Below are 21,108 nucleotides of genomic sequence, written 5' to 3' on the forward strand. Positions count from 1 at the left end.
AATATAAAGGTTAAGGGACTAAACTCAATATTTTCTTCCCCTTAACCCTGGATATAACGCCATAAATAAATTTTTCTGACTGATTATGAGCCTTGCAAAAGCTCGTTAATTGAACTTATGCTCTGTTTTATTTGTTCTGTCAGAGAAGTTCTTAATAAGTCAAGGTTTCCGACTGAAAAATTGAACAATCCCAAAGCATATAATAGACTCGAAGTCCCAATAATTAGAGCCAAAAGCCTACCAAAAAAACCAGGATTGATTTCAATAAAAGCTAATTTAGATTTCCCAATGACAGCAATTGTTATAAAAACAATTCCTGCTATTAAAAAGGTGCTATTTGGAGTTAAGTCTGTCATTTTCCGATTAAGATGCCTCAGTAATTTTATTGTAGCTATTATTAGTTAAAATTTCTGCCCATGCTATATGTAAGAATATAAAATTTTTGCTACTCAACATCTACCTACTCCTAAAGGAAGAAAGCTCTGGCTATTGTAGTATCGGTGCTGGATGTCATCGAATGAGCAACAAAACACTTGTAGAGACGGCGATTTATCGCGTCTCGAAAACCCAAAATTGTTGCCAGTAGCCCTTAACCCAAGCGTATTGATTTATAGAGGGATTTGGGGGGATATAGAATATTTGGCTACCAATCAGAAGACTTTTCAAACATTTTATCTGGTTTAAATCAGATATTCTGAAGTTGCATTTGATTTAAACCTCAATTTTACTTTTTATTATTTTGCTGAGACTCTGCAATTGTAGGGCTTTCAGCATTAAAAATCGAAAATATTATAACTCCTGATACTAGACTTTAATTTAGTTTATATATTAAACTACACTAAGATCAGAGGAATAGTGGGTTTTTATGGAAAGCGTCCAAAACGTTAGTCAAGAATTGAATGTAACAGAAGACACAGAACTAGAGAAGGTGCAAGAGTCTAATCCAAAAGAGTTCAAAAAAGATATTTTCAAAAAACTCAGAGGTGGATTTTTAATAGTACTGGGATATTTGTTGTCACCACTATGTTGGTGGAATGACTTACTATTTAATCTGCCAATAGCTTATGGTTTTGGGTATGTATGTAGTTTCTTTTCACCAAAATTACTTCTACCTGCTTCAATTATCGGATACTGGCTCTCTAATATTGTGGGGATTTTATTGATGCAGTTCGGTTCTAAGGAAATTTTTCAAAAAGAACCTCAAGAACATAACCTCAAAAAAGAATTATTCACAGGTCTAATTTCCTCAACAGTTTATACACTGTTGATTGTACTATTGATCCAGTTGAAGATTCTCGATGTACCTATTTTATTCTCCAACAGTTAATTTAGTTTATCGCCTTTTTGCAAGGGTATAGGTTGTAGGAACGTACTAGTGTGCGCTCCTACAATTTTTATGTAGCAAATATATCAATTTGTGCATGAGTTTTGAACAAGAAGATTACTTTCCATTAAATTTTAAAAGTTCACTTAAATTCAAGAATTTTGGAGCCTCTTTACTTACAATTAATGGCAGCTTGCCATTCCATTTTTCGATTGCTTGCCTTTGCAGAATTTCTGGAGTTAAACCATCGCGTAATAATCTGTGTGCCTCAGCCTCTCCCTTGGCTAAATTAACTTTAGCCTCAGCCTGTCTTGTTGCTTTCAGTGCGATAAACTCTGCTCGTTTTGCTTCTTGTTCAGCAATCTGCTTCGCTTCCACCGCCTCATCAAATCGTTCTGAAAAATGAACATGAACTAGAGAAATATCATCAACTGCAACATGATAGCTGCTGAGTCGTGTGGATAATGCCTCATCTACTCCACCTTTGACTTCTCCTCGTTTAGTAATAATTTCTTCAGCAGTATACTTTGCTATGACTGCTTTTATTACTTCTGCAACTGCTGGGTTAATAATCCGAATGACTATATTTTGCTCATCTCCAATTTCTTGAAAAATAACATTTACTTCCTGCGGAATAATATGCCAATTAAGAGCGACATCGGCGAAAACACTTTGTAAATCTTTGGAATAAGCCTCTGCCGAAATTTCCTGTTTTTGGACTCGAATACTCAACTTTTTCACCGTATTGACTACAGGAATAATTAAGTGAAGTCCTTCTCCTAATATTTGGTTTTGTACTTCGCCAAATTTCATCAATACGCCGCGTTCGCCGGCATTTACAATCACACAAGGCGTCAGGAAGAGAGTTATCAGGAACAAAAGAGCAGTTAGTTTACCAGCACTGTTAAAAGTTGTAATTTTTCTCATCTGTATGAAATATATATGTGTATGGCATAAAGACACATATTTAGGAGTTATGGGCTTCTTCCTGTCATGCTCTTACAACTTTGACTCTAAGTCAATTTCTATGTCGCTCTAGTCAAGGTAACAAATAGCGCTTCTCTTTTGAATGAGAAGCGCTAAGTAGGTAGATGTAATTAAATGTCAGATCAAAGGGCTAGAGGCGATGACTACGAGTTTTTGACTAAACTCATTAGCTGCTTATCTAGTTGGATGAGGTAATCTCTACCGTAAGCTCCATTCTCTAAGCCTGTGACAAGATGATGGGGAATGTCTTGTGTAATTTCTTCGCTACAAGAACCAGCAGCTAGGGCAATCGCACCTACTGTATCCACATCCCCGGTAAAAGCGATACAATCTTGTAAAAGTTGGCTCATACTGTTATTTCGCATCACCGCAGTAATCGCTGCTCTAACACTCATCCAGCCTTTGGATTTTACTTTACCTTCCCACGGTTTAGACCATTCACCAGATACGTAACCTTCTAGAAATAGTCCTAATTTGCGTTTTGCTCCCAGTCGATAGATAAAATAATGTGACATTAAGGCAGCCGCAACGGCTGCATTAATCCCATCAGGTGTATTGTGGGTAATTGCGGCTTGAATTGTTGCCGCCTCAATGACTTTTTCTGGTGTCGGATAGATGCCAATGGGTGCTGCACGCATCGCTCCCCCGCTTTTGTCACTATCAGGGTTAATTTTCGTTAAAAACTCTTCACCAGCTTGAATTTCTCCCAGAAAATGGTAGAAATTTCTAGAATAACCCTCTCTCTCATCGCGCTTGAAGGCTCTAACAAAACTATCGGCTAAAACTTCTGGCGTCCACGGTGCTTGAGCAACAATCACTTCTGCAATAGCAATGCTCATCTGGGTATCATCAGTATAGCTGCCAGGAATGAGTCGAAAACGCGGATGTTCGACGTATCGACTCAAGTCGTTGTTAACGATCATCTCATCAGCATATTCAAAGCCGGCACCGTAAGCATCTGCAATCGCTAACTCTAGCAGCATAAGGAAAGAGTATTAAATTAAAAACGGACGCGCCAGAAAAAAGCTAGAAACTGATTTAGCATCCACCGGCTCTCCCTCCAGAATAGCTTTTTCTAATTCTTCGGGAGTCAAAAACACAGTTTCGATATCCTCGTCTCCATCTTGTGGTGGTGGTGTCTCCAGCTTTTCTAAATCTCGCGCCAGAAAAGCATAGATAATTTCATCAGAATAGCCGGGAGCTAGGAAAAATTCGCCTAGTTTGTCCCATTTTTGGGCACTATAGCCAGTTTCTTCAGCGATTTCACGCTGTATTGTTTCTAAAGGCTGTTCATTTGCTTCCACTGTCCCCGCCGGAAATTCTAATATCCGTCCCTGAATTGCAAAACGATACTGGCGCACCAGTACAAGTTTACCTTCTGCTGTCACTGGCACAGCTAGGGCACCACCAGGGTGACGAATACATTCCCATTCTCCTTCTGATTTATTCGGCAAACGCAAGCGATTAACTTCAAAATCAAATTTGCGTCCTTTATAAAACAGGCGTTGTCTTAGTAGTTGTGGTAATTCTCTACCTAATGGCATATTAAAATCTGATTATCTGTGAATACAGAGGCAAAATCAGCGTTATTCTACCTTTAAGGATGGTAATTTTAATTTCCCACCCATAAATGTACATCTGAACAGTTTACCTCTTTCAGCAGTGCTTTAATAACACACCCGGAAACTGGTTCTAGCCAATCTGGGGCAATTTCTGCTAGTGGTACTAACACAAAGGCCCGATCCCGCATTCGTGGGTGGGGAATCTGGAGATTTGGCGTATCCATAACAATGTCATCATATAATAACAAATCCAAATCTAGGATGCGTGGCCCCCAGCGTTCCTGACGCACACGCCCAAATTGTTGTTCAATCCCTAACAAAATTTCTAATAACTGCTGGGGTAGAATTTCTACCTGCAATGTGACGCAGCCATTGAGGTAATCTGGCTGTGGTGGCCCCACGGCTTTGGTTTGATACCAGTTGGATCTGGCTTCTAAGAGAATACCTGGCGTTTGGGCTAAAATCTCTATTGCTGCTTCTAAAACTGTCTGGGAATCGCCGATATTACTACCCAGGGCAATGGCGCTACGTCTGGGTTTTGCTTTGGCGTAGCTAGCAATAGGCATCAGACTCTCCTGAAGTAAGCTGATTTCGGGCTGTCTTTGGGGATACTTTGCTGCCCCTTCGGGGCGGGATTAGGGAGTAGGGAGTAGGGGAAGAAATTACCCCCGAACGCGAACAGGGTCTCCCTTTGGGAGAAATTGAGGTTTGAAGCCGTACAACTCTTAGAGACGCTACCGCGTAGCAAGATCCCCCTAGGGGTACGTCCCGCTACACGCTAACGCCCGCAAGTGGCGCGAACGCGAACAGCGTTCGCACGAGAAAAAATCCTTGTATCCCAAGGTAGATTGAAACCCAGCCCGATGAAAAGCTTTCTTAGTTTCCCCACTCCCTACTCCCTTTCATAGAACTAAATTAATCAAATCTAAAAAACATTATTTTTATGATGAATTTAGTTAATTAATTTATGGGATATTATACTAACACAAAGACAGTGCTATAACCCCAAAGCTGATTGATGGTAGGTTATATAGTTACTACTTTGAGCGAGGAACTGACGTGGGGAAGCTAACCTCCTGGTTCAAGCGAAGACCAACTAATTTGAGTGACTCTGGATAAGGAGGAACAAATGAGAGCTTACCACCAGCACATCTGGCGCAGACGAGGCAGTTACCGAGCAAAATGAAAATTTTACCATCTAGGACGAAGGCCAATCGGCCAACTGGCGGTAAACCATTCTACCGCCGCATCTGGTTTTGGGCAGGCTTGGGTGTAGGTGGTGGAATAGTTGCCTTGATCTACCTCATCAATTCAATAGATCGGACTTTGCCAGATCAGTCCGAGTTGAATGCCGTACTCAGAGAGCAAACACTGACCATTAAAGCTGCTGATGGCAGCATATTACAACAACAAGGTGAAGCAACCAGAGAACAGCTAAAGCTGGAACAAATACCAGATAATTTAAAAAAAGCTTTCATCGCCTCAGAAGATAGAAGATTTAAGCAACACAACGGAGTTGATCCGCAAGGGATTGTGAGAGCGGGTTGGAATAATTTGCGATCGCAAGGTGTGGTAGAAGGTGGTAGCACCATTACCCAACAACTAACGCGGATTCTGTTTTTAAAACAAGAGCAGACAATCTGGCGCAAACTCAAGGAAGTCCGCCTAGCACAAAAACTGGAGCAAGAATTAACCAAAGATCAGATTCTAGAGCGTTACCTGAATCTGGTTTATTTGGGATCTGGAGCTTACGGTGTGGCAGATGCAGCCTGGGTATATTTTAGTAAGTCGCCAGACCAACTTTCTCTAGCAGAAATGGCAACGATTGCGGGATTAGCCCCGGCTCCTAGCTTGTACGCTCCAGACAAAAATCCCGAAGCGGCAATCCGGCGGCGTAACTTAGTATTGTTACGGATGCAAGAAGATGGAGTTATTACCCCAGAACAAAGGCAAGCAGCCATCAAGGAGCCATTAACCCTCAAAAGTAGTTCACCCAAACGAGTCCAAGTAGAATCACCCTACTTTACCAGCTACATCCAAAAAGAATTGCCGAAATATGTTTCTGCTAATGTGCTAAAAAGTGGGGGTCTAGTAGTAGAAACCACGCTCAACCCAAGTTGGCAGAAAGTTGCAGAAGAAGCAGTTGGGAAAACGTTGCGAAATCAAGGACGCTGGGAAAACTTTAAGCAAGCAGCAATGGTGGCCATTGACCCCCGCAACGGTGAAATTAAGGCAATGGTGGGGGGAAAAGACTTTGGTAAAAACCAGTTTAATCGGGTTACTCAGGCACAAAGGCAGCCAGGTTCGACATTTAAAGGGTTTGTATATGCCACTGCGATCGCTAGCGGTAAAAGCCCCTACGATAGCTATGAGGATGCGCCCTTTGTTGTAGATGGCTATGAACCGAAAAACTATAGTGAAAATTTCCACGGTTCAATGAACATGAGAGATGCTCTCACCCGCTCTGTTAATATTATTGCGGTGAAGGTGTTGATTGATGTGGGATTTACACCCACGATTAAACTTGCCCATGATATGGGGATAAAATCTGAACTCAAGCCCACCTATTCCTTGGCTCTTGGCTCAAATGAAGTCAATCTACTAGAGTTGACCAGCGCTTATGGTAGTTTTGCAACTCAGGGATTGCACACAGAACCTCATGGTATTACCCGCATCCTCAACCGCCAAGGCAAAGTAATCTGGTCAGCTAATTTCAAGTCAAAACGGGCCCTTGACGCTGACAGTGCCGCCATCATGACTTGGATGCTACGCAACGTCGTCGAAGAAGGGACTGGTGCTGCGGCCCAATTAGATAATAGAGAAGTTGCAGGCAAAACCGGCACCTCAGACGAAGCCCGTGATTTATGGTTTATTGGCTACATTCCCCAGATGGTGACAGGGGTCTGGCTAGGTAACGATGATAACCGCCCCACAGATGGCAGTAGTAGTAGTGCCGCTTATACATGGCACGAATTTATGGAAAAAGCGGTAGAGGGGATGCCAGTAGAAAAGTTTCCCAAACGACCCAAGTTAGAAGGTCGCAAAGGCACAATCAAAGCTCAGTCCATTAAACCCAAGCAAGTGGTGAATAGTTCTATTGACTCTGATGATGACTCAGAAAGAGAAAGTGCGAGAAATTCTGAGGATAGTGGTTCATCTAGGAGACGTAGAAACCGGAGAAGCTATTCTCAAGATGAACAGCAATCAAGCGATTCTAACCCAAGACGGAGAAGGCGCGATCGCAGCGAATCAAATTCCAATAATTCTTCAGGGGAATCATCTACTCCACGACGGCGAAGAGTAGAATCTGATTCTCCCTCGCCTCGAAGAAGTCAGCCAGAGTCTTCTCCTAGCAATAATTCCGGTTCTTCATCACCACAGCCTAGCTGGCGGGATAGACTTAGACCTCCTCAGCAATGAGGAAGGGCATTGGGCATCTCCGAAAAAGAATTGTTTTGACGTAGCACTGCTACGTCTCTACAAGGATTGTGGGTAAAGCATATTAATTTCTGGAGATGTCTATTGAAAAGAGGTAGAGGGGCAGGCTGCTGCTCTTGCTGAGGGGAAAACTCTTCTCTCTACTCCCCGCTCCCTCTGCTCTTTGCCATACAATATCAAGTTGTTCAAACTAAACTTCGGGGGGATGTTAGGTGATACGCTCATCTTATACTGTGTTAAGTAGTGTTACCTAACCTTGGAGAATATAATCATGCATTTATTTTTTATGCAGACAGCAACACCAGCTATAGATGCTGGCCCTCAATTTCCCGTGGCTTTTACCTTGGTGTATGTCGTTGGTTTTGTTGCTGCTGTCACTATTGGGTCAATAGCTTGGTACAACTCGAAACGCCCCGCAGGTTGGGAAAGCAAAGAGCGTCCTGATTTTGTACCTAAGATTAATAAAGAAGAAACTCCGGGTCTGGGTGAACCGAAGTCATAATTTAGTCATTGGTCATTAGTTATTAGACGGGGCGGGAGTAGGGAGTAGGGGAAGAAATTAGCCCTCGATTTAGGTTTAAAGCCGTACTTCGTCCCGCTGCGCGCTTTCGCCTGCAAGTGGCGCGTTCGCGCTAGCGTCTCGTCAGAGAAAAAATCCTTGTATCGCATATTGGTTGAAACCCCGCCCCTTGTGGGCGGCTTAGTTCATTGGTGTCAACTTAAGCTAAAACCCTTTTCAAATCTCGTTTCCAGCCTCCGGCTGGAAATGCTGCTCCTGGTGGCTCTGCCGCCAGTAAAGAGAGGCGGAGCCTCAAAGACAAGCATTCCCAGTCGGAGACTGGGAACGAAGCAATCTAAAAGCTTCTTCCAGACTTGCTTTCACGTTAAGTTGACACCAATGGGCTTAGTTTCCCTACTCCCCACTCCCCACTCCCTTTCATTTTTTTAAATTCCAGCACCATCTAGAAATTGCTGGATGGTCTTATCCTTGAGGTTGCACCAGCGAGTATCGTGGGTTAACTCATCTTCTTGAGTGACTAAACAACCCACTAAAACAGGAGTTTTTTCAGAAGAGTGTGTGCGCTGAAGAGTTTGTATTTGTTCTTCCAGCGCCTCAATCCGGTCTACTAAAGCACGAATTACTTCAGCTTCGGAATCTGGTAAGTTATTGTGTTCCAGAGGTGCAACCCGAACTCCAGAACGATATATAATCCGCCCAGGCACGCCCACTACGGTGCAGTCTGAGGGTACATCCCTGAGAACAACAGATCCAGCACCAATACGGACGTTATTGCCAATTTGGATATTGCCCAGTACCTTCGCTCCAGCACCAACTACAACATTTTCGCCCACAGTGGGATGGCGCTTGCCACATTCTTTACCAGTACCCCCCAGGGTGACACCTTGGTAAATTAGGGCATAGTCTCCGACGATCGCAGTTTCACCAATTACTACACCCATACCGTGGTCAATAAACACACTTTGCCCAATTGCTGCACCAGGGTGGATTTCAATTCCAGTCAAAAACCGAGCCACGTGAGAAATCAGGCGCGGAATCAAAGGAAGACCAATAGTATACAGCCAGTGAGCCAGCCTATGGAATAGCAGGGCTTGCAAACCAGGGTAACAAAATAAAACTTCCAACCAGTTACGAGCAGCTGGGTCACGTTCAAATATGATACGAAAGTCAGCACGCAGTATAGATAGCACGAGATAGCACCCTCGGAAAGCACAACAAGCTACTATCCATATTATCCTCTCAGGTGTTACACGTAAAAATTGGGAATTGGGAATGGGGAATAGGCATGAATTTTTCCCAATACCTAAGTCCTTACTCCCTACTCCCTACTCCCATTACTGCTGCTCTACTTTCAGAGTGTAATCGAGCTTGACTCCAGGATTGAATGTACCTACCCAAATCCGATAAGTGCCACTTTTCCAGTTGCGATCGCTAACGCTAGCATCTTTACTTTTGCCAGTATCATCGCCGCAACGAATTGTTGCTTGATCTGGGCCTTGAATCAGTAAAGTCGTGTCGTTGTTATTGCTATCGACTTGAATTGTCAACTTAGAAAAGTCTTTTTCCAAAACCATAATGTGATCTGGATTGGGATCGGCAAAGCCAACACAGGCTTTTTGATCGCGATCGCGGTTACTTATGGCAGACAATGAGTAAGAACCACCTGTAAACCCCTGTACTGTTCCTTGTGCTGGATTAAAATTTGTTGATAAATTGAAAGTGCCAAAATTCGCTGTCTCTGCTATTGCAGGGGTAGCTGTGATGGCGGTAAGTATAGCTACCAACCATCCACCGCGAAACTGAAGTCGGGGGCGACAGTATTTCATAGTAGCCCTCCAACAGGCTTTTAAAGTAGTAATGATATATACATATTCTAATGAAGAAATTCCAGTGAAATTTCAGTTGGATGTGCCACATTCACATGTGCCACAGTTAATAACTTTGAAAGTAGGTAGATAATTACTAGGTTGTATTTTGATCTGAACAGCAGTTACACTTCTCCAATTGATGATTTAGATATTATTACCTCTGTTGGACGCAGGATCTTTTCTCCTAAAGAAAACCCTCGACGAACTATTTTAGTAATTGTTTGGTCTGGCATATCATTTTTGACTTCACGATCAACAACACGACATAAATTAAAATCTGGCTGTGTACTTTGCAGTTCTATTTCTATAGGTAAAACTTGGCGCTTTCCTAGTACACCGAGAAACTTTCGATGAACCGCCCCTACAGATTTGGGTAAACGCTGGATAGATTCTGGGCTGGGGTTGGGGTTCTGTTCAAAATAATCTAGTAAGGCTTCTAGTGCATCACCAATTTCTAGCAATTCTAAGAATAAATCTTCAGTATTTGCTGTGGTTTGGCTTTGCTGTTCTCGCAAGGACTGTTGTAATAAAACTTTTTCCTTTTGGAGGTTGCCAAATTCTTGTTTAAGCCAATCACGCTTCCCTTGACTGAGAATAAAATTAAACATGAGAAACCTCTTTTGATAACATCGGTAAAGTTTTAGTTGCCCAAGTTTGCACTTGTGGATGAGTATGGTTACTCAAAAGCTGACAAAGTGCAATCGCTCTTTCTAATTGTCCAACTATTTTATACACTTTAATCAGCCACATTTGGGCTTGAATGTAATCTTTACTATTCCGTTCTGTACAGCTTTGGCAGTAGTCTTCGAGATATTTTATCGCTTTGGGATAACGGCCTTCTTTACAAGCTGTCATGCCCTCGGCGAATAACTCTGATAGGGTTATGGGTAAAGGCTCTTGTTCTAGGCATTCTTCTTGGGCAGATTCAGAGATCGCTTGCTCTAATCCATCGAATTCTGGCAATAATACCAGTGTAGGTGCTGGTTGAACCAAAGGCGATAAATCGCTATATTTGAAGTGCTTAATAGTGGGTAGTATGGGGCGCAAATAGTCGGCTATAATGCGTTCTTCTGGTTTAAGTAAGCTTTTTTGAGCTTTAGCAATGATATCCATAGGATGCTTTTTTTGCTTCATTGCCATTGCTACAGCTTTTGCAATTTCAGCTTTGGATGCTGCTGGGGATACACCCAGAATATCATAAGGATTATATTCCATTGAATACCTTTAATTAACGAATCTTTAGACTATGATAAATTTCTTGAAAAGCAGGTTCGTCTGGACAAAGTTCATAAGACCATCGACCTAATTGCTGAATCAAATCAAAAGATAAATCGCGGTTTTGAATACCTTTAAGCAAGGTTTTAATAAAAAAGTCAGCGACATAGTGACGAATAGAGTTATGTTGTGAGTATTTGGCACGATGAACGGCTTCATCAAAGCGATCGCATTTCATTAGATTTTGAATATCCTTCAGTTCTTGGCTAAACCTGTAAACTTCTTGGACATTTGGATCATCTGGACAGAGTTCATAAGCCCAATAGCCTAATTGATAAATATCTTCAAATCCTAAATCGCGATTTTGGAAACCCTTGATTAATATTTCTACGCAAATGTCCGACACAATACTACGTATACGTTGATGCTGAGATTTCTTAGCACGTTGGACAGCTTCTTCAAATTTATTATTTTTTAGTAAATTGTCAATTAATTCTAATTCTTGATTAAATTCAATTCTCTTGATTAAGTCGATTACAATAGGATTCTGATTGTCAATTTCCTTAATTTTTTGTAGTTCTCTCAGTGCTATTTCTGATGAAATTTGTTCATTAGCAATTTGTTCACGTATTTGTTCTGCCTTATACTCAGCTAGATAACTTCTAGCATCTCGACTTTCTAAAAGGTCGTACCAAAACTTGGCAAACTCTAAATGCTCTTGAAATTCTGATATTATTTGACGTTGCAATCCACAAAGTCTATCTATTTCTTGTTGCCAATCATTACTAGTTTTTATTTCTGGCTTTGCTTGCTTCAGAGGAATAATTGCCTTTTGCCATTTTTGCTGCTGTAGTTGATAACAACCTTCATGGTAAGCGACAAATTTCTGAGCAAATGCTGCGATATCAGAATTATCTGTGGTTGAGGGTTTAAGTTGAATTGCTCTTTGGTAATCTCCTTCTAAACAAGCAGCCATAGCTAATCCCCAATTTGTATAAAGAGAATTTAAAATTTTTTGGTGAGCATTTATCCTATTGTTGTAACTACCTTGCCACTCAGTAAGGTATTGCTGATAACAACTAGGTGTAATAAATACATCTTTTATTTTCATTCCCCATTGTGATGGCTCACCCATAAGGTTTAGAGATACTAATTCTAATCTATACCAATCGCGTAAATTAAAATATTCTTGAATATTTTTATCTTTCCAAGTATCTATTAATGCTGCTATTCGACGTTTTAATTCTAAAGAGACTGAGGAAAAATCTACAGGTTTATTTTCTAACCAAGGCACATCTTGAAGGCTTGGATCTTCAGTTATATTTGCCAGCGCTGTTGAAAATGAAATTATCACATTTAACAATTTTAGAGGATCAGTTTTAGCAAGATAATAATTTGCTATTGCCCAATTATGTAATGTGGTAATATTAGGTTGTAAAATCCAGGCTTCTTCAGCTTTGTCAGCAATAATTCTCCAATTTTTTTCTTGCCATACTTCAACTTCTAAACGTGGCTGAATATGTTCATTAAGATTTTTCTCGACTAACGGATCGGAACCAAATTTTTGGATAAATTCTGTACTTTCTGTTTTAGCATTCTGCCAGTTTTCAGCCTTTACTAGCTGCTCTATATTCTGTAGTCTTAGCAGACGTTGACGTTGCGAAAGGTTTTTGATTATCTCTCGTTGCTTGGCAATGTTAGTAGTAGTCAGCCCAAGCCATTCTTTATAAGCTACCTGTAAATCTTCTTGTTGTGCGTAGGCAAATCCACGTAAGTAAGCAGCTTGTTCTCCAGGTATAGCTTCTAAGTGATTTAGCGCGATCGCCCATGCCTGAGTTTTAATTGCCACAAGTGCTAACCGGATTTGGCAGTATGTAGAGTTGGGCAAGAGCAATTTAGCATTTTTATAAAGGGATGCAGCAGCCTTAAAATCACCAGCTTTTTCTGCTGCTAGCCCTTGGCGAAATTGTTCTTTTCCTTTAAGTGTTTGTTGTAGCTGTTGTAGTAAATCAAGTCCGTCAGAGCGAGAAAAGTTAGTCAGAGCATTTTTTAAAAGTGCGATCGCCCCCTGTAATCTTCCTTCACTTTGAGCTTGTTGCGCCTTCTCAAAAGCAATATCATAAATTTCTTCTTGTTGGATTTGAGCAACGCTTGCAGCGATCGCCTGTTGCAGAGACTCAGTAGAATAAAGCTTTTCAGCTTCTCGGTAAACTGCGATCGCATTTTTATAAAACCGATTTTCTGCCTGAGACTGTCCCTGTGTCACTAAAGTCAAAAACTGCTGTCGCCGTTGTAGTTCTTGTTGGTACTGGCTGATTAACCGCGAGATGCGATCATCGTGGAGGATTTTAGTACAACGCTGATAAAGAGCGATCGCATTTGCGAGTGCTTGTGCTTCTAAAGGGTCGCCCGTATCTTGCTTGAGAAGGGTTTTGGCATTAGCAGCTAGTTTATCTACTTCTGCCACTTGATAGCGCCACTGCTTGAGTTGCTGAGTAAGATTATCTAACAGCTGACCCAGCAGCAATTGACAAATCAAGCGCTCCCAAAAACCTGGTTTTCTCGACCAGACAGCCAGAGCTTTTTCTGCAATAATTACTGCTTCTCGCAGGTGTTTGTTTTGGGCTAATTGTGCGGCTTTTTGACTAGCTTCTTTAGTCTGTGGTGCTTGCTTCCAGGCATCAACAATACCCACTCCCAGCAGAGTTTTAGTGAAAGCGTTGAAGCTATCAACAATGCTCATCAAGCGCCCTCCTTGCAGTTGGGGATTTTCAACATATCTCCTACGTCTATATCATTTTCCCGCCCTTTGAGTTGGGGGTTAGCTTTAACCATTACTTGCCAAGAGGTTCCTTTACCACAAAATTTTTCAGCGATCGCGCTGAGGTTATCTCCCGATTTGACAGTATAGGTAATTGGTTTTGGGGGTTTCTTAGCTGTCACAGGGGCATGATTAACTGGTAGTTTTAGGCGATCGCTACTAACTGGATTGGGAGAAGAGACAGTTAATGTGTGTAACTGTGGTTGCAGGAATATAAAGCTCCCTATTGCTCCCAACCCAATGCCGATAATGAGGAGGAGTAAAGCAACTCCTAATTGCCATTTAGCGATTTTCACTTGTCGCAGAGGGTTTTCCACCTGCGGTAATTCTTTGAGCATCCGAATTACAGAAAGGTCGGTATCACAGTTAGGACAAGTGTCACCTTCAATTTCTTGGTAATCACACACAGGACAGTTCAGCTGAATCTTCATCGCGTTAGTCCTGTGACAATGCTGTTGCTGGGTAAATCCTCTTTTAGCCAACGCTGGATATCTGGTTGCAATTCACTCCACAAGCGATTGGCTTCCTGTCCATCATCACTTTCCATAGCTCCAAGCATCCGAGAAAGTTTGTCAGACATGGCATTTGCTTGAGTCGGTGCAACCGCACAAGCTTGACGAATTGCTAAAAGACAAGCTTGAATGAGCTGGACTTCATCAGGTAAATTGTCAAGTTCTCGTCTTGCATCTTCACTTTTAGACTCCATCTTGGAGAGGTTATTGGTGTCGATGGCATCTTGCAATTCTTGACTCAGCTTTTGCAATCGTTCCTGCTGTAGTTGGGGAATTATCGATCCGCAGAGTTTAACTATGCGATCGCATTCATTAACAAGAGACTCAGCTTCTAGACGTTCCTTAGACATGGATACCTGAAATTTTTTCAAGTTTGCACCAGCGCGATCGCGTAAATCGCCACGTTCCTCTCCGGTCTTTGGATCAATGATTTGGTTGCTTAACTGCACCACTGGTAACGCTAGCTTCAGTGCTTCTTCTACACCGATATGAGTTAGGTTTTGGTTATTGAGTTCTGCGATCGTTTCCTCTAATTCCTTATATATTTTCTCGTCTGATCGCCCTCGTGAAAAGGTGCAACTCACTCTCTCTGAAGGGTCATTTTTTAATGTGGCAGTCATCCCTAGAACACTGTTTTTCTCATCTAACTCTAAGTTGACTAAAACTTCTGTCCCTCTTGGATAAGATTGGTTTAAACCTAACCAAATATCTCCAATACTTTCATTTCCGCTCACCCCATCCAAATCTTGCCTTACTTGATCGGGATTAAAAAATTGAAAGTGAATCAACCGTTGTCCATCAGCAGCAGTTTTAAAAGTGTGGGATGTAGTCACTGGTAAAATATCACCCCGCTTAATTACTTGCTCTCTGCCATCCACTAGTTTGATAAAATAATCACGAGAGACTGTTGTGACTTTCTCTGTTAGTCCAGCCGCGACAATTGCTGCACCCTCCGCCACCGCATACATCGGACGGAGATGCACCACTACTTTATCTGCTCCAAAGGCTTCTCTGACTTTGCGTTGGACTAGAGGAATTTGGCAAGAACCACCAACCAATAAGACTACATCTATCATCTCTAGATGATGTTCAGCATCTTGTAGTGCTTGGCGGCAAATTTGAATCGAACGCTCTACCAAATCAGAAATTATTTCCTCAAATTGTTCGCGGGTGATTTCTACTTCAATGGGAATGGCAATACCCAATTCGTCTAGCAATTGAGTCGCAGGAGCAATGCAAGATACTGTAACAGTGCTTAGTTCAACTTTGGCGCGTTCTACTGCTAACTTTAAGTCAGCATTAAATCGCACTCGTTGATAGTGGGGCATTTTGGAAATCAAGCCATCAATATCAGCAATTCTTTCTTGCTGGGCAAATTGCTGTTTAACAAATTTGATCATGCGAGAGTCAATGTCATCTCCTCCCAGCCATAAATCTCCAGCTTTTCCCAGTTCAATAAATGAAGTTCCTGCTGCTTGAATTACCGAAGCATCAAATGTACCACCACCAAAATCAAAAACTAAAATTGTTTTGAAATCTTCCCCATTTGGAAAAAAACCGTAAGATATGGCCGCGGCTGTGGGTTCCGGTAGCAGTTCCAAAGGAGTGATTCCAGCTTTGAGTGCAGCTGTGCGGGTAGCATGGCGTTGTTTGTCGTTGAAGTAAGCGGGAATGGTAATAACTGCTTGATCTATGACTTCGCCTGTTTTAGCAAACCCTTGACGATAAACTTGGGCATTTTGCACAACTTTTTTGAGAATCTCAGCAGAAATATCCTCTGGCTGATATTCTTTACCTCCTAGCCAAACTGCAATACCGTTGTCTGTCCCCTGACTAGGTTGAGCAATTTTGTAACCAAATTCCGACTTTTGTTTTTGTACGGTTGGATCGCCAAAACCTCTTCCTATTAGGCGCTTGATGGAAACAACCACGTTTTCAGGATTAGCCCTGAGTTGGTTGTAAGCTTGATCTCCTACCAAAAATTTATTTTGCTCACAAGCAACAACCGATCGCGTCAGTTTCCTGTCTGGGGGCGTGTTATCGTTAGCCGTAACTACTTCCACTTCTGCTAACTTAAAAGCGGCGACAGAATTCGTCGTCCCTAGATCAATGCCAATTGCTTTGCCCATTACCGATCGCTACCTGGGTATTGTGTAAATTATTTTTGATGTATTTGAGACTCACTGCCACATCGAACCTAAATTTCTAGGCCAGTAGCCAGTACCTATCCAAAGATTACAAATACAAATAGCAAATGGTACAGAAAATATACGTAAATATCCGGTAAAATAAAATGCAGAAGGTAAGATCATATTTTACCTTCTGCATTTTAAACTTATATGAAAATCTCACGAATTATTTAGTTGGAAGAAGACACCACCTTTAATCGATCGCGTGTCAGTTCCATAACTACTGAGTGTGAGCGATCGCAGATTATTAAAAAATGGTTTACCTAAGACTTCTGCTAGTTTGAGAATCGGTACTTGACGCTCTAACAAATTTTGGCTCTTTGTCCAGTCAAGATATATATAGCCTTGGTTTGGTAAGGGAATCGCAGCGATACTATCTTTGAAGTTGGGATTGTCAATTATGGAATTATTCTTGATTGTGAGAATTTTATCCATTGTCTCTAAATCAGAGGTGAAAATTTCGTAATTTCCTAAGTTTGTATGCAATCCCCGCACTTTTGTTTCAATGCTAAAAGATTCTCCTTCTTTAACATCACTTTTTTTAGTAGCCGTAGTTAACTCTGTCCAAGCAGAAATTTTTTGCTGATCTATAGTTAACGGACTGATACTGAGTCCGTTGGATGAGGCGATCGCATCTAGACGAGTAACGCCTTTTTCCACACTCTCAGATTTTTCCACCACAAAAATCCAATGTGGGGTTGTTTGCTCTTTCTCAGGTAACAATGCTATGGCATATTCTCCTTGTACCCAACTGAAAATATCCTCTGGCAAGTTTATACCCCAGCGTTTTTGAACATCCGCCAAAGGTTTTGCTAACCGAGAAACCACATCTTCCCCAGAACCATATATAGTTGCTGTTGCTTGTCTCCAGAGTTTAGTTAAATCACTGTCACCCAAATTACTCAAATTTGAGCCGGAAATTGCCAAACCTGCGGACGCTGGAATATACTGCAATGCTCCTACAGGTTTAGATAATGGTGTAGATGGTGGGACAATTTCTGATGAAGTCAAAAAGGTGGTTTCCGCCAGCAATCCTTTGGGATTCAACGCCAAGGATATGATTTGGCTATTATAAAGTTGTTCTGATAACTCTAACCCTTGCCATTTTGCCACGATGGGAAGATTTAAGAAAGCTACAGCCAAACCCCCTTTGGGCAGTTCTTTGGTAGCTTTTTGGTATTCAGGAGAGCTAGTCAAATTCAGATCGGGCGCTTGGACGTTATTTATCGCATCTCGCAACACTTTCGGATCGTTGGCAAACAATACAAAGCCTTCGCCAACAACAGCACCAGCTAGATAATTTTGGATTTTGGATTTTGGATTTTGGATTTTCTCTTTTGTGATTTCTTCTTGATTGTCAGAAATCAGCTTTACACCTTTATATTGTTCAACAGTTAGGTTTGCTCCAGCTAACGCCCGTTTAGAAAAAAACAATTCGACAAACTCGCGGCTTTTCTCCGGTTGCTTGGTTGCTAGTGCCAATAGATACCCTGGCTGCTGTCCGTTTTCTAAGTCCCGATCGATATCTAAGGTGGCGATCGCTAATGTAATTTCGTCCCCTAACCAGGGTTGAATGTCTTCTTTGTAATCTATGCCACTCTTGGCGAATAAACTGGTTTTGAGTTTAGATAGTTCCTCTTCACGATCCAACGCCTGCAAACGATCGGGATTTGCCAGTAATGAAACCATTGCAGGGGAAAGTTTTGACACGAATATGGCTGCACCAGGCTGGGAGGTGGAAGCAATGAGGTTAGCCGGACTTTTGGCGAAAAACCAGTAAAAGCTGGCGATCACAATTACTAGCAGTGCGATCGCCCCAGCGACGATAAAACCAATAAATGAACGTTGCCTATTCACATTTAACCTATTAAAAAAGACGGTTTACAGCCATTTAAGCAGAAAGACTAGCAGAATTAATCAACCCTCTTGAGAATGGATACTCATGCAAAGGTAGAGATTTTCTGTCACCATAAATAAGATTAGGACTGTTTATAGGGAATTCTTTTTGTCAACCCATGAACCAAATTAGTGTAGAAGAACTGGCACAACGTCTTTCTTCTAATGATACAAGTATTCAGCTAGTAGATGTGCGTGAACCCCAAGAATTGGAAATTGCTAGCATTGAGGGCTTTGTCAACCTACCTTTAAGTCAATTTGCCGAATGGGGAGATCAAGTACCTACCCTCTTCAATCCACAAGCTGAAACCCTTGTGCTATGCCACCACGGCATCCGCTCTGCCCAGATGTGCCAGTGGTTAATTGCTCAAGGTTTTACAAATGTGCAAAATATTTCGGGTGGTATTGATGCCTATTCCCTATTAGTAGATCCTTCAATTCCCCAATATTAGCTTTTGCTCAGGTGGAACTCAGTCTTCCATCTGGCTTTTGCTATGCTGAAAACAGCAGTACATTACTTTAGACGCCTGCCAGAAAACTTGGAATTGGGATATCAAGCACATCTGCACAAAAATTTTCTGGGTCAAATCACAGTTGAATATTAGACTCTACCAAAAAATACGTATCTAATAATACTTTTGCAATTGAAAGTTTGTGCAAAAATACGGTTATAAAAGAGCATGATGAGGGTAAATTATAACTAGCAGCTTTTACTAAAAAAATTGAGCTACTATTTAAACCTTACTCTTACAAAATGCCGTATCTGTATGAACCTTAAAAATTCTTATCATAATATAGTTGTATAATCTAATATCTTAATCAATTATTAATATTTTCTGTTTTCGATTAAATCCACAAATCTGTTCAAAGTTTGATTAAAATTTGCCTTCGGCAAAACATACCACAATGGAAGTCCAGTTAACAAATCGACAACAGCATATACTTTGGGCAACGGTACGTCACTATATTGCTACGGCAGAGCCAGTTGGTTCAAAGGCTTTGGTCGAGGAGTACGACCTGGGTGTAAGCTCGGCGACAATTCGCAATGTGATGGGCGTTTTAGAAAAGTCTGGATTACTCTATCAACCACACGCTTCTGCTGGACGTGTACCTTCAGATTCAGGCTATCGCATTTATGTTGACCAGCTAATTACACCTTCTCTGCGATCGCGCAGCGTGTCGCAGACAGACGCTACGCGGACAGAAACTTTAGGGCGAGAAGTAGAGGTAGCACTGCAAAAACAGCTACAATGGCATGATCGGAGTTTAGAAACCCTACTGCAAGGAGCCGCGCAAATTTTAGCAACCTTGAGTGGTTGCATTAGCTTGATCACTATGCCGCAAACGACTACAGCGCTATTGCGACATATGCAATTAGTGCAAATTGAAGCCGGGCGGATCATGCTAATTGTGGTGACAGATGGTTACGAGACACATTCCAAATTGATGGATTTGTCGCCAACAGTAGAAGAGACACAACGGGATTCAGAGGTAATCGATCGCGAGTTACAGATTGTTTCTAACTTTTTGAATAGTCACTTGCGGGGGCGAAGTCTGTTGGAATTACCCTACCTCAACTGGAGCGAACTAGATCAGGAGTTCCAACGCTACGGGGAATTCTTGAAAAATTCAGTTGCCGAATTGACACGTCGGACTCTTGCACCCAGTGCAACCCAAATTATGGTTCGGGGTGTGTCAGAAGTTTTGCGCCAGCCAGAATTTGCCCAGTTACAGCAAGTACAAACAATTATCCATCTGTTGGAAGAAGAACAAGACCAACTGTGGCGATTAATATTTGAGGAGGCAGAACCAGAGGAAGGTAGTAAACCAAAGGTAACAGTTCGTATTGGCGCAGAAAATCCCTTAGAACCGATACGTACCTGCACCTTGATTTCTTCCAACTATCGCCGGGGTTCGATACCCGTAGGAAGTGTGGGAGTTTTGGGGCCAACGCGCCTAGATTATGAAAGTGCGATCGCAGTAGTAGCATCTGCCGCTGATTATCTCTCAGAAGCTTTTAGTTATTTCAATCCTTGAATGCTAAGTAGCCTAGTTTTTAGTGGCAAAATCAATAATTAATACTACCTACCTAAATCTTTCATGGTGAGAAAAATTGCCTTTGGCCTGCTGTGGCTGGGATTCATTGTCTATGGTTTTTTCCTCGCGCCTCCCGATCAACCCGATACATTTGAGTTAATTAAAAACCTTTCTCTTGGCCACTGGCAAGGCGTTAACCCGTTAGTTATAGCACTATTCAACCTCATGGGCATCTGGCCTCTTATTTACAGCGCAGTAGTTTTTATTGATGGTAGAGGACAAAAAATACCTGCTTGGCTGTTTGCTACTGCTTCTTTTGCAGTTGGTGCTTTTGCCTTGTTGCCTTACTTAGCCCTACGAGAACCAAATAATCAATTTCTCGGTAAAAAGAATACCTTAATTAAGGTGCTAGATTCTCGTGTGACTGGTTTTGTATTAACGGTAGCCACAGTTATTCTAGTTGTCTACGGTTTAAGAGGAGGAGATTGGGGCAGTTTTGTGCAAGAGTGGCAAACTAACCGCTTTATCCATGTGATGAGCATAGACTTCTGTCTACTTTCCCTATTATTTCCTGTATTACTAGGGGATGATATGGCGCGTCGCGGTTGGAAAAATCCGCAGTTTTTCTGGTTAATAACCTTGATACCCCTATTCGGCCCATTGATTTATTTATCTGTGCGTCCACCTTTACCAGAAGTGGGTATAGAGTCCATATCCAAGCAGCCAGCAACAAATTGAA

General features: G+C 41.8%; 19 protein-coding genes. 6 read left to right on the forward strand and 13 right to left on the reverse strand.

Features of this window, described 5'->3' with window-relative positions; translation table 11 throughout:
• Nucleotides 1-83: 83 nt before the first annotated feature.
• Nucleotides 84-356 (reverse strand): hypothetical protein, encoded by a 273-nt coding sequence (locus V7K76_RS02830; protein WP_334780591.1) that lies wholly within the window; start codon nucleotides 354-356, stop codon nucleotides 84-86.
• A gap of 509 nt (nucleotides 357-865) precedes the next feature.
• On the opposite strand from V7K76_RS02830, the gene V7K76_RS02835 reads away from it, so the two are divergent.
• The gene (locus V7K76_RS02835) at nucleotides 866-1,327 is read left to right on the forward strand and encodes a hypothetical protein (protein WP_334780590.1); all 462 of its coding nucleotides are present in this window, start codon (nucleotides 866-868) and stop codon (nucleotides 1,325-1,327) included.
• A 114-nt stretch (nucleotides 1,328-1,441) separates the two neighbouring features.
• Here the strand turns inward: V7K76_RS02835 and V7K76_RS02840 are convergent, their stop codons facing one another.
• From V7K76_RS02840 to folK, 4 genes are all read right to left on the reverse strand, one after another.
• Nucleotides 1,442-2,251 (reverse strand): prohibitin family protein, encoded by an 810-nt coding sequence (locus V7K76_RS02840; protein ID WP_334780589.1) that lies wholly within the window; start codon nucleotides 2,249-2,251, stop codon nucleotides 1,442-1,444.
• Nucleotides 2,252-2,454: 203 nt separating this feature from the next.
• Nucleotides 2,455-3,294, reverse strand: a complete 840-nt coding sequence (locus V7K76_RS02845) for an ADP-ribosylglycohydrolase family protein (RefSeq protein WP_334780587.1) — start codon at nucleotides 3,292-3,294, stop codon at nucleotides 2,455-2,457.
• A 12-nt stretch (nucleotides 3,295-3,306) separates the two neighbouring features.
• Nucleotides 3,307-3,855, reverse strand: coding sequence for an NUDIX hydrolase (locus V7K76_RS02850; protein WP_334733955.1), 549 nt, complete (start codon nucleotides 3,853-3,855; stop codon nucleotides 3,307-3,309).
• Between the two features lie 68 nt (nucleotides 3,856-3,923).
• A complete protein-coding gene (gene folK, locus V7K76_RS02855) occupies nucleotides 3,924-4,439 on the reverse strand; it encodes a 2-amino-4-hydroxy-6-hydroxymethyldihydropteridine diphosphokinase (protein WP_334780586.1) in 516 nt (171 codons plus the stop codon).
• Between the two features lie 616 nt (nucleotides 4,440-5,055).
• Here folK and V7K76_RS02860 point away from each other — a divergent pair.
• Together V7K76_RS02860 and psb35 are read left to right on the forward strand one after the other, a co-directional pair.
• Entirely contained in the window at nucleotides 5,056-7,293 is a 2,238-nt protein-coding gene (locus tag V7K76_RS02860; protein ID WP_334780585.1) for a transglycosylase domain-containing protein, read from the forward strand.
• A gap of 289 nt (nucleotides 7,294-7,582) precedes the next feature.
• Nucleotides 7,583-7,813 (forward strand): photosystem II assembly protein Psb35, encoded by a 231-nt coding sequence (gene psb35, locus V7K76_RS02865; protein ID WP_334780584.1) that lies wholly within the window; start codon nucleotides 7,583-7,585, stop codon nucleotides 7,811-7,813.
• A 443-nt stretch (nucleotides 7,814-8,256) separates the two neighbouring features.
• Here the strand turns inward: psb35 and cysE are convergent, their stop codons facing one another.
• From cysE to V7K76_RS02905, 8 genes are all read right to left on the reverse strand, one after another.
• Entirely contained in the window at nucleotides 8,257-9,021 is a 765-nt protein-coding gene (gene cysE, locus V7K76_RS02870; RefSeq protein WP_334780583.1) for a serine O-acetyltransferase, read from the reverse strand.
• A gap of 144 nt (nucleotides 9,022-9,165) precedes the next feature.
• Nucleotides 9,166-9,657 carry a hypothetical protein gene (locus V7K76_RS02875; protein ID WP_334780582.1) on the reverse strand — a complete coding sequence of 164 codons (492 nt, stop codon included), beginning with the start codon at nucleotides 9,655-9,657 and terminating at the stop codon, nucleotides 9,166-9,168.
• A 164-nt stretch (nucleotides 9,658-9,821) separates the two neighbouring features.
• Complete coding sequence (locus V7K76_RS02880) at nucleotides 9,822-10,307, reverse strand: nucleotide exchange factor GrpE (protein WP_334951701.1); 486 nt, start codon at nucleotides 10,305-10,307, stop codon at nucleotides 9,822-9,824.
• Nucleotides 10,300-10,914 carry a molecular chaperone DnaJ gene (locus V7K76_RS02885; protein WP_334951699.1) on the reverse strand — a complete coding sequence of 205 codons (615 nt, stop codon included), beginning with the start codon at nucleotides 10,912-10,914 and terminating at the stop codon, nucleotides 10,300-10,302. Before V7K76_RS02885 ends, V7K76_RS02880 begins: the two co-directional genes overlap by 8 nt.
• 13 nt (nucleotides 10,915-10,927) lie before the next feature.
• Entirely contained in the window at nucleotides 10,928-13,657 is a 2,730-nt protein-coding gene (locus V7K76_RS02890) for a peptidase M, neutral zinc metallopeptidase site (protein WP_334951697.1), read from the reverse strand.
• On the reverse strand, nucleotides 13,657-14,166 hold the full coding sequence (locus tag V7K76_RS02895; protein WP_334951695.1) for a LysM peptidoglycan-binding domain-containing protein: 510 nt from the start codon (nucleotides 14,164-14,166) through the stop codon (nucleotides 13,657-13,659). Before V7K76_RS02895 ends, V7K76_RS02890 begins: the two co-directional genes overlap by 1 nt.
• A complete protein-coding gene (locus tag V7K76_RS02900; protein WP_334951693.1) occupies nucleotides 14,163-16,376 on the reverse strand; it encodes an Hsp70 family protein in 2,214 nt (737 codons plus the stop codon). Before V7K76_RS02900 ends, V7K76_RS02895 begins: the two co-directional genes overlap by 4 nt.
• Before the next feature lie 219 nt (nucleotides 16,377-16,595).
• Nucleotides 16,596-18,293 carry a DUF3352 domain-containing protein gene (locus tag V7K76_RS02905; protein WP_334951691.1) on the reverse strand — a complete coding sequence of 566 codons (1,698 nt, stop codon included), beginning with the start codon at nucleotides 18,291-18,293 and terminating at the stop codon, nucleotides 16,596-16,598.
• A 158-nt stretch (nucleotides 18,294-18,451) separates the two neighbouring features.
• Between V7K76_RS02905 and V7K76_RS02910 the strand changes: the two genes are divergently transcribed.
• From V7K76_RS02910 to V7K76_RS02920, 3 genes are all read left to right on the forward strand, one after another.
• Complete coding sequence (locus V7K76_RS02910) at nucleotides 18,452-18,784, forward strand: rhodanese-like domain-containing protein (protein WP_334777568.1); 333 nt, start codon at nucleotides 18,452-18,454, stop codon at nucleotides 18,782-18,784.
• A gap of 454 nt (nucleotides 18,785-19,238) precedes the next feature.
• Nucleotides 19,239-20,369 carry a heat-inducible transcriptional repressor HrcA gene (gene hrcA / locus V7K76_RS02915; protein ID WP_334777569.1) on the forward strand — a complete coding sequence of 377 codons (1,131 nt, stop codon included), beginning with the start codon at nucleotides 19,239-19,241 and terminating at the stop codon, nucleotides 20,367-20,369.
• 63 nt (nucleotides 20,370-20,432) lie between these two features.
• Complete coding sequence (locus V7K76_RS02920; RefSeq protein ID WP_334951688.1) at nucleotides 20,433-21,107, forward strand: DUF2834 domain-containing protein; 675 nt, start codon at nucleotides 20,433-20,435, stop codon at nucleotides 21,105-21,107.
• The last annotated feature ends 1 nt before the right edge of the window (nucleotide 21,108 follow it).

Source organism: Nostoc sp. (assembly GCF_036917975.1).
Classification (GTDB): Bacteria; Cyanobacteriota; Cyanobacteriia; order Cyanobacteriales; family Nostocaceae; genus Nostoc.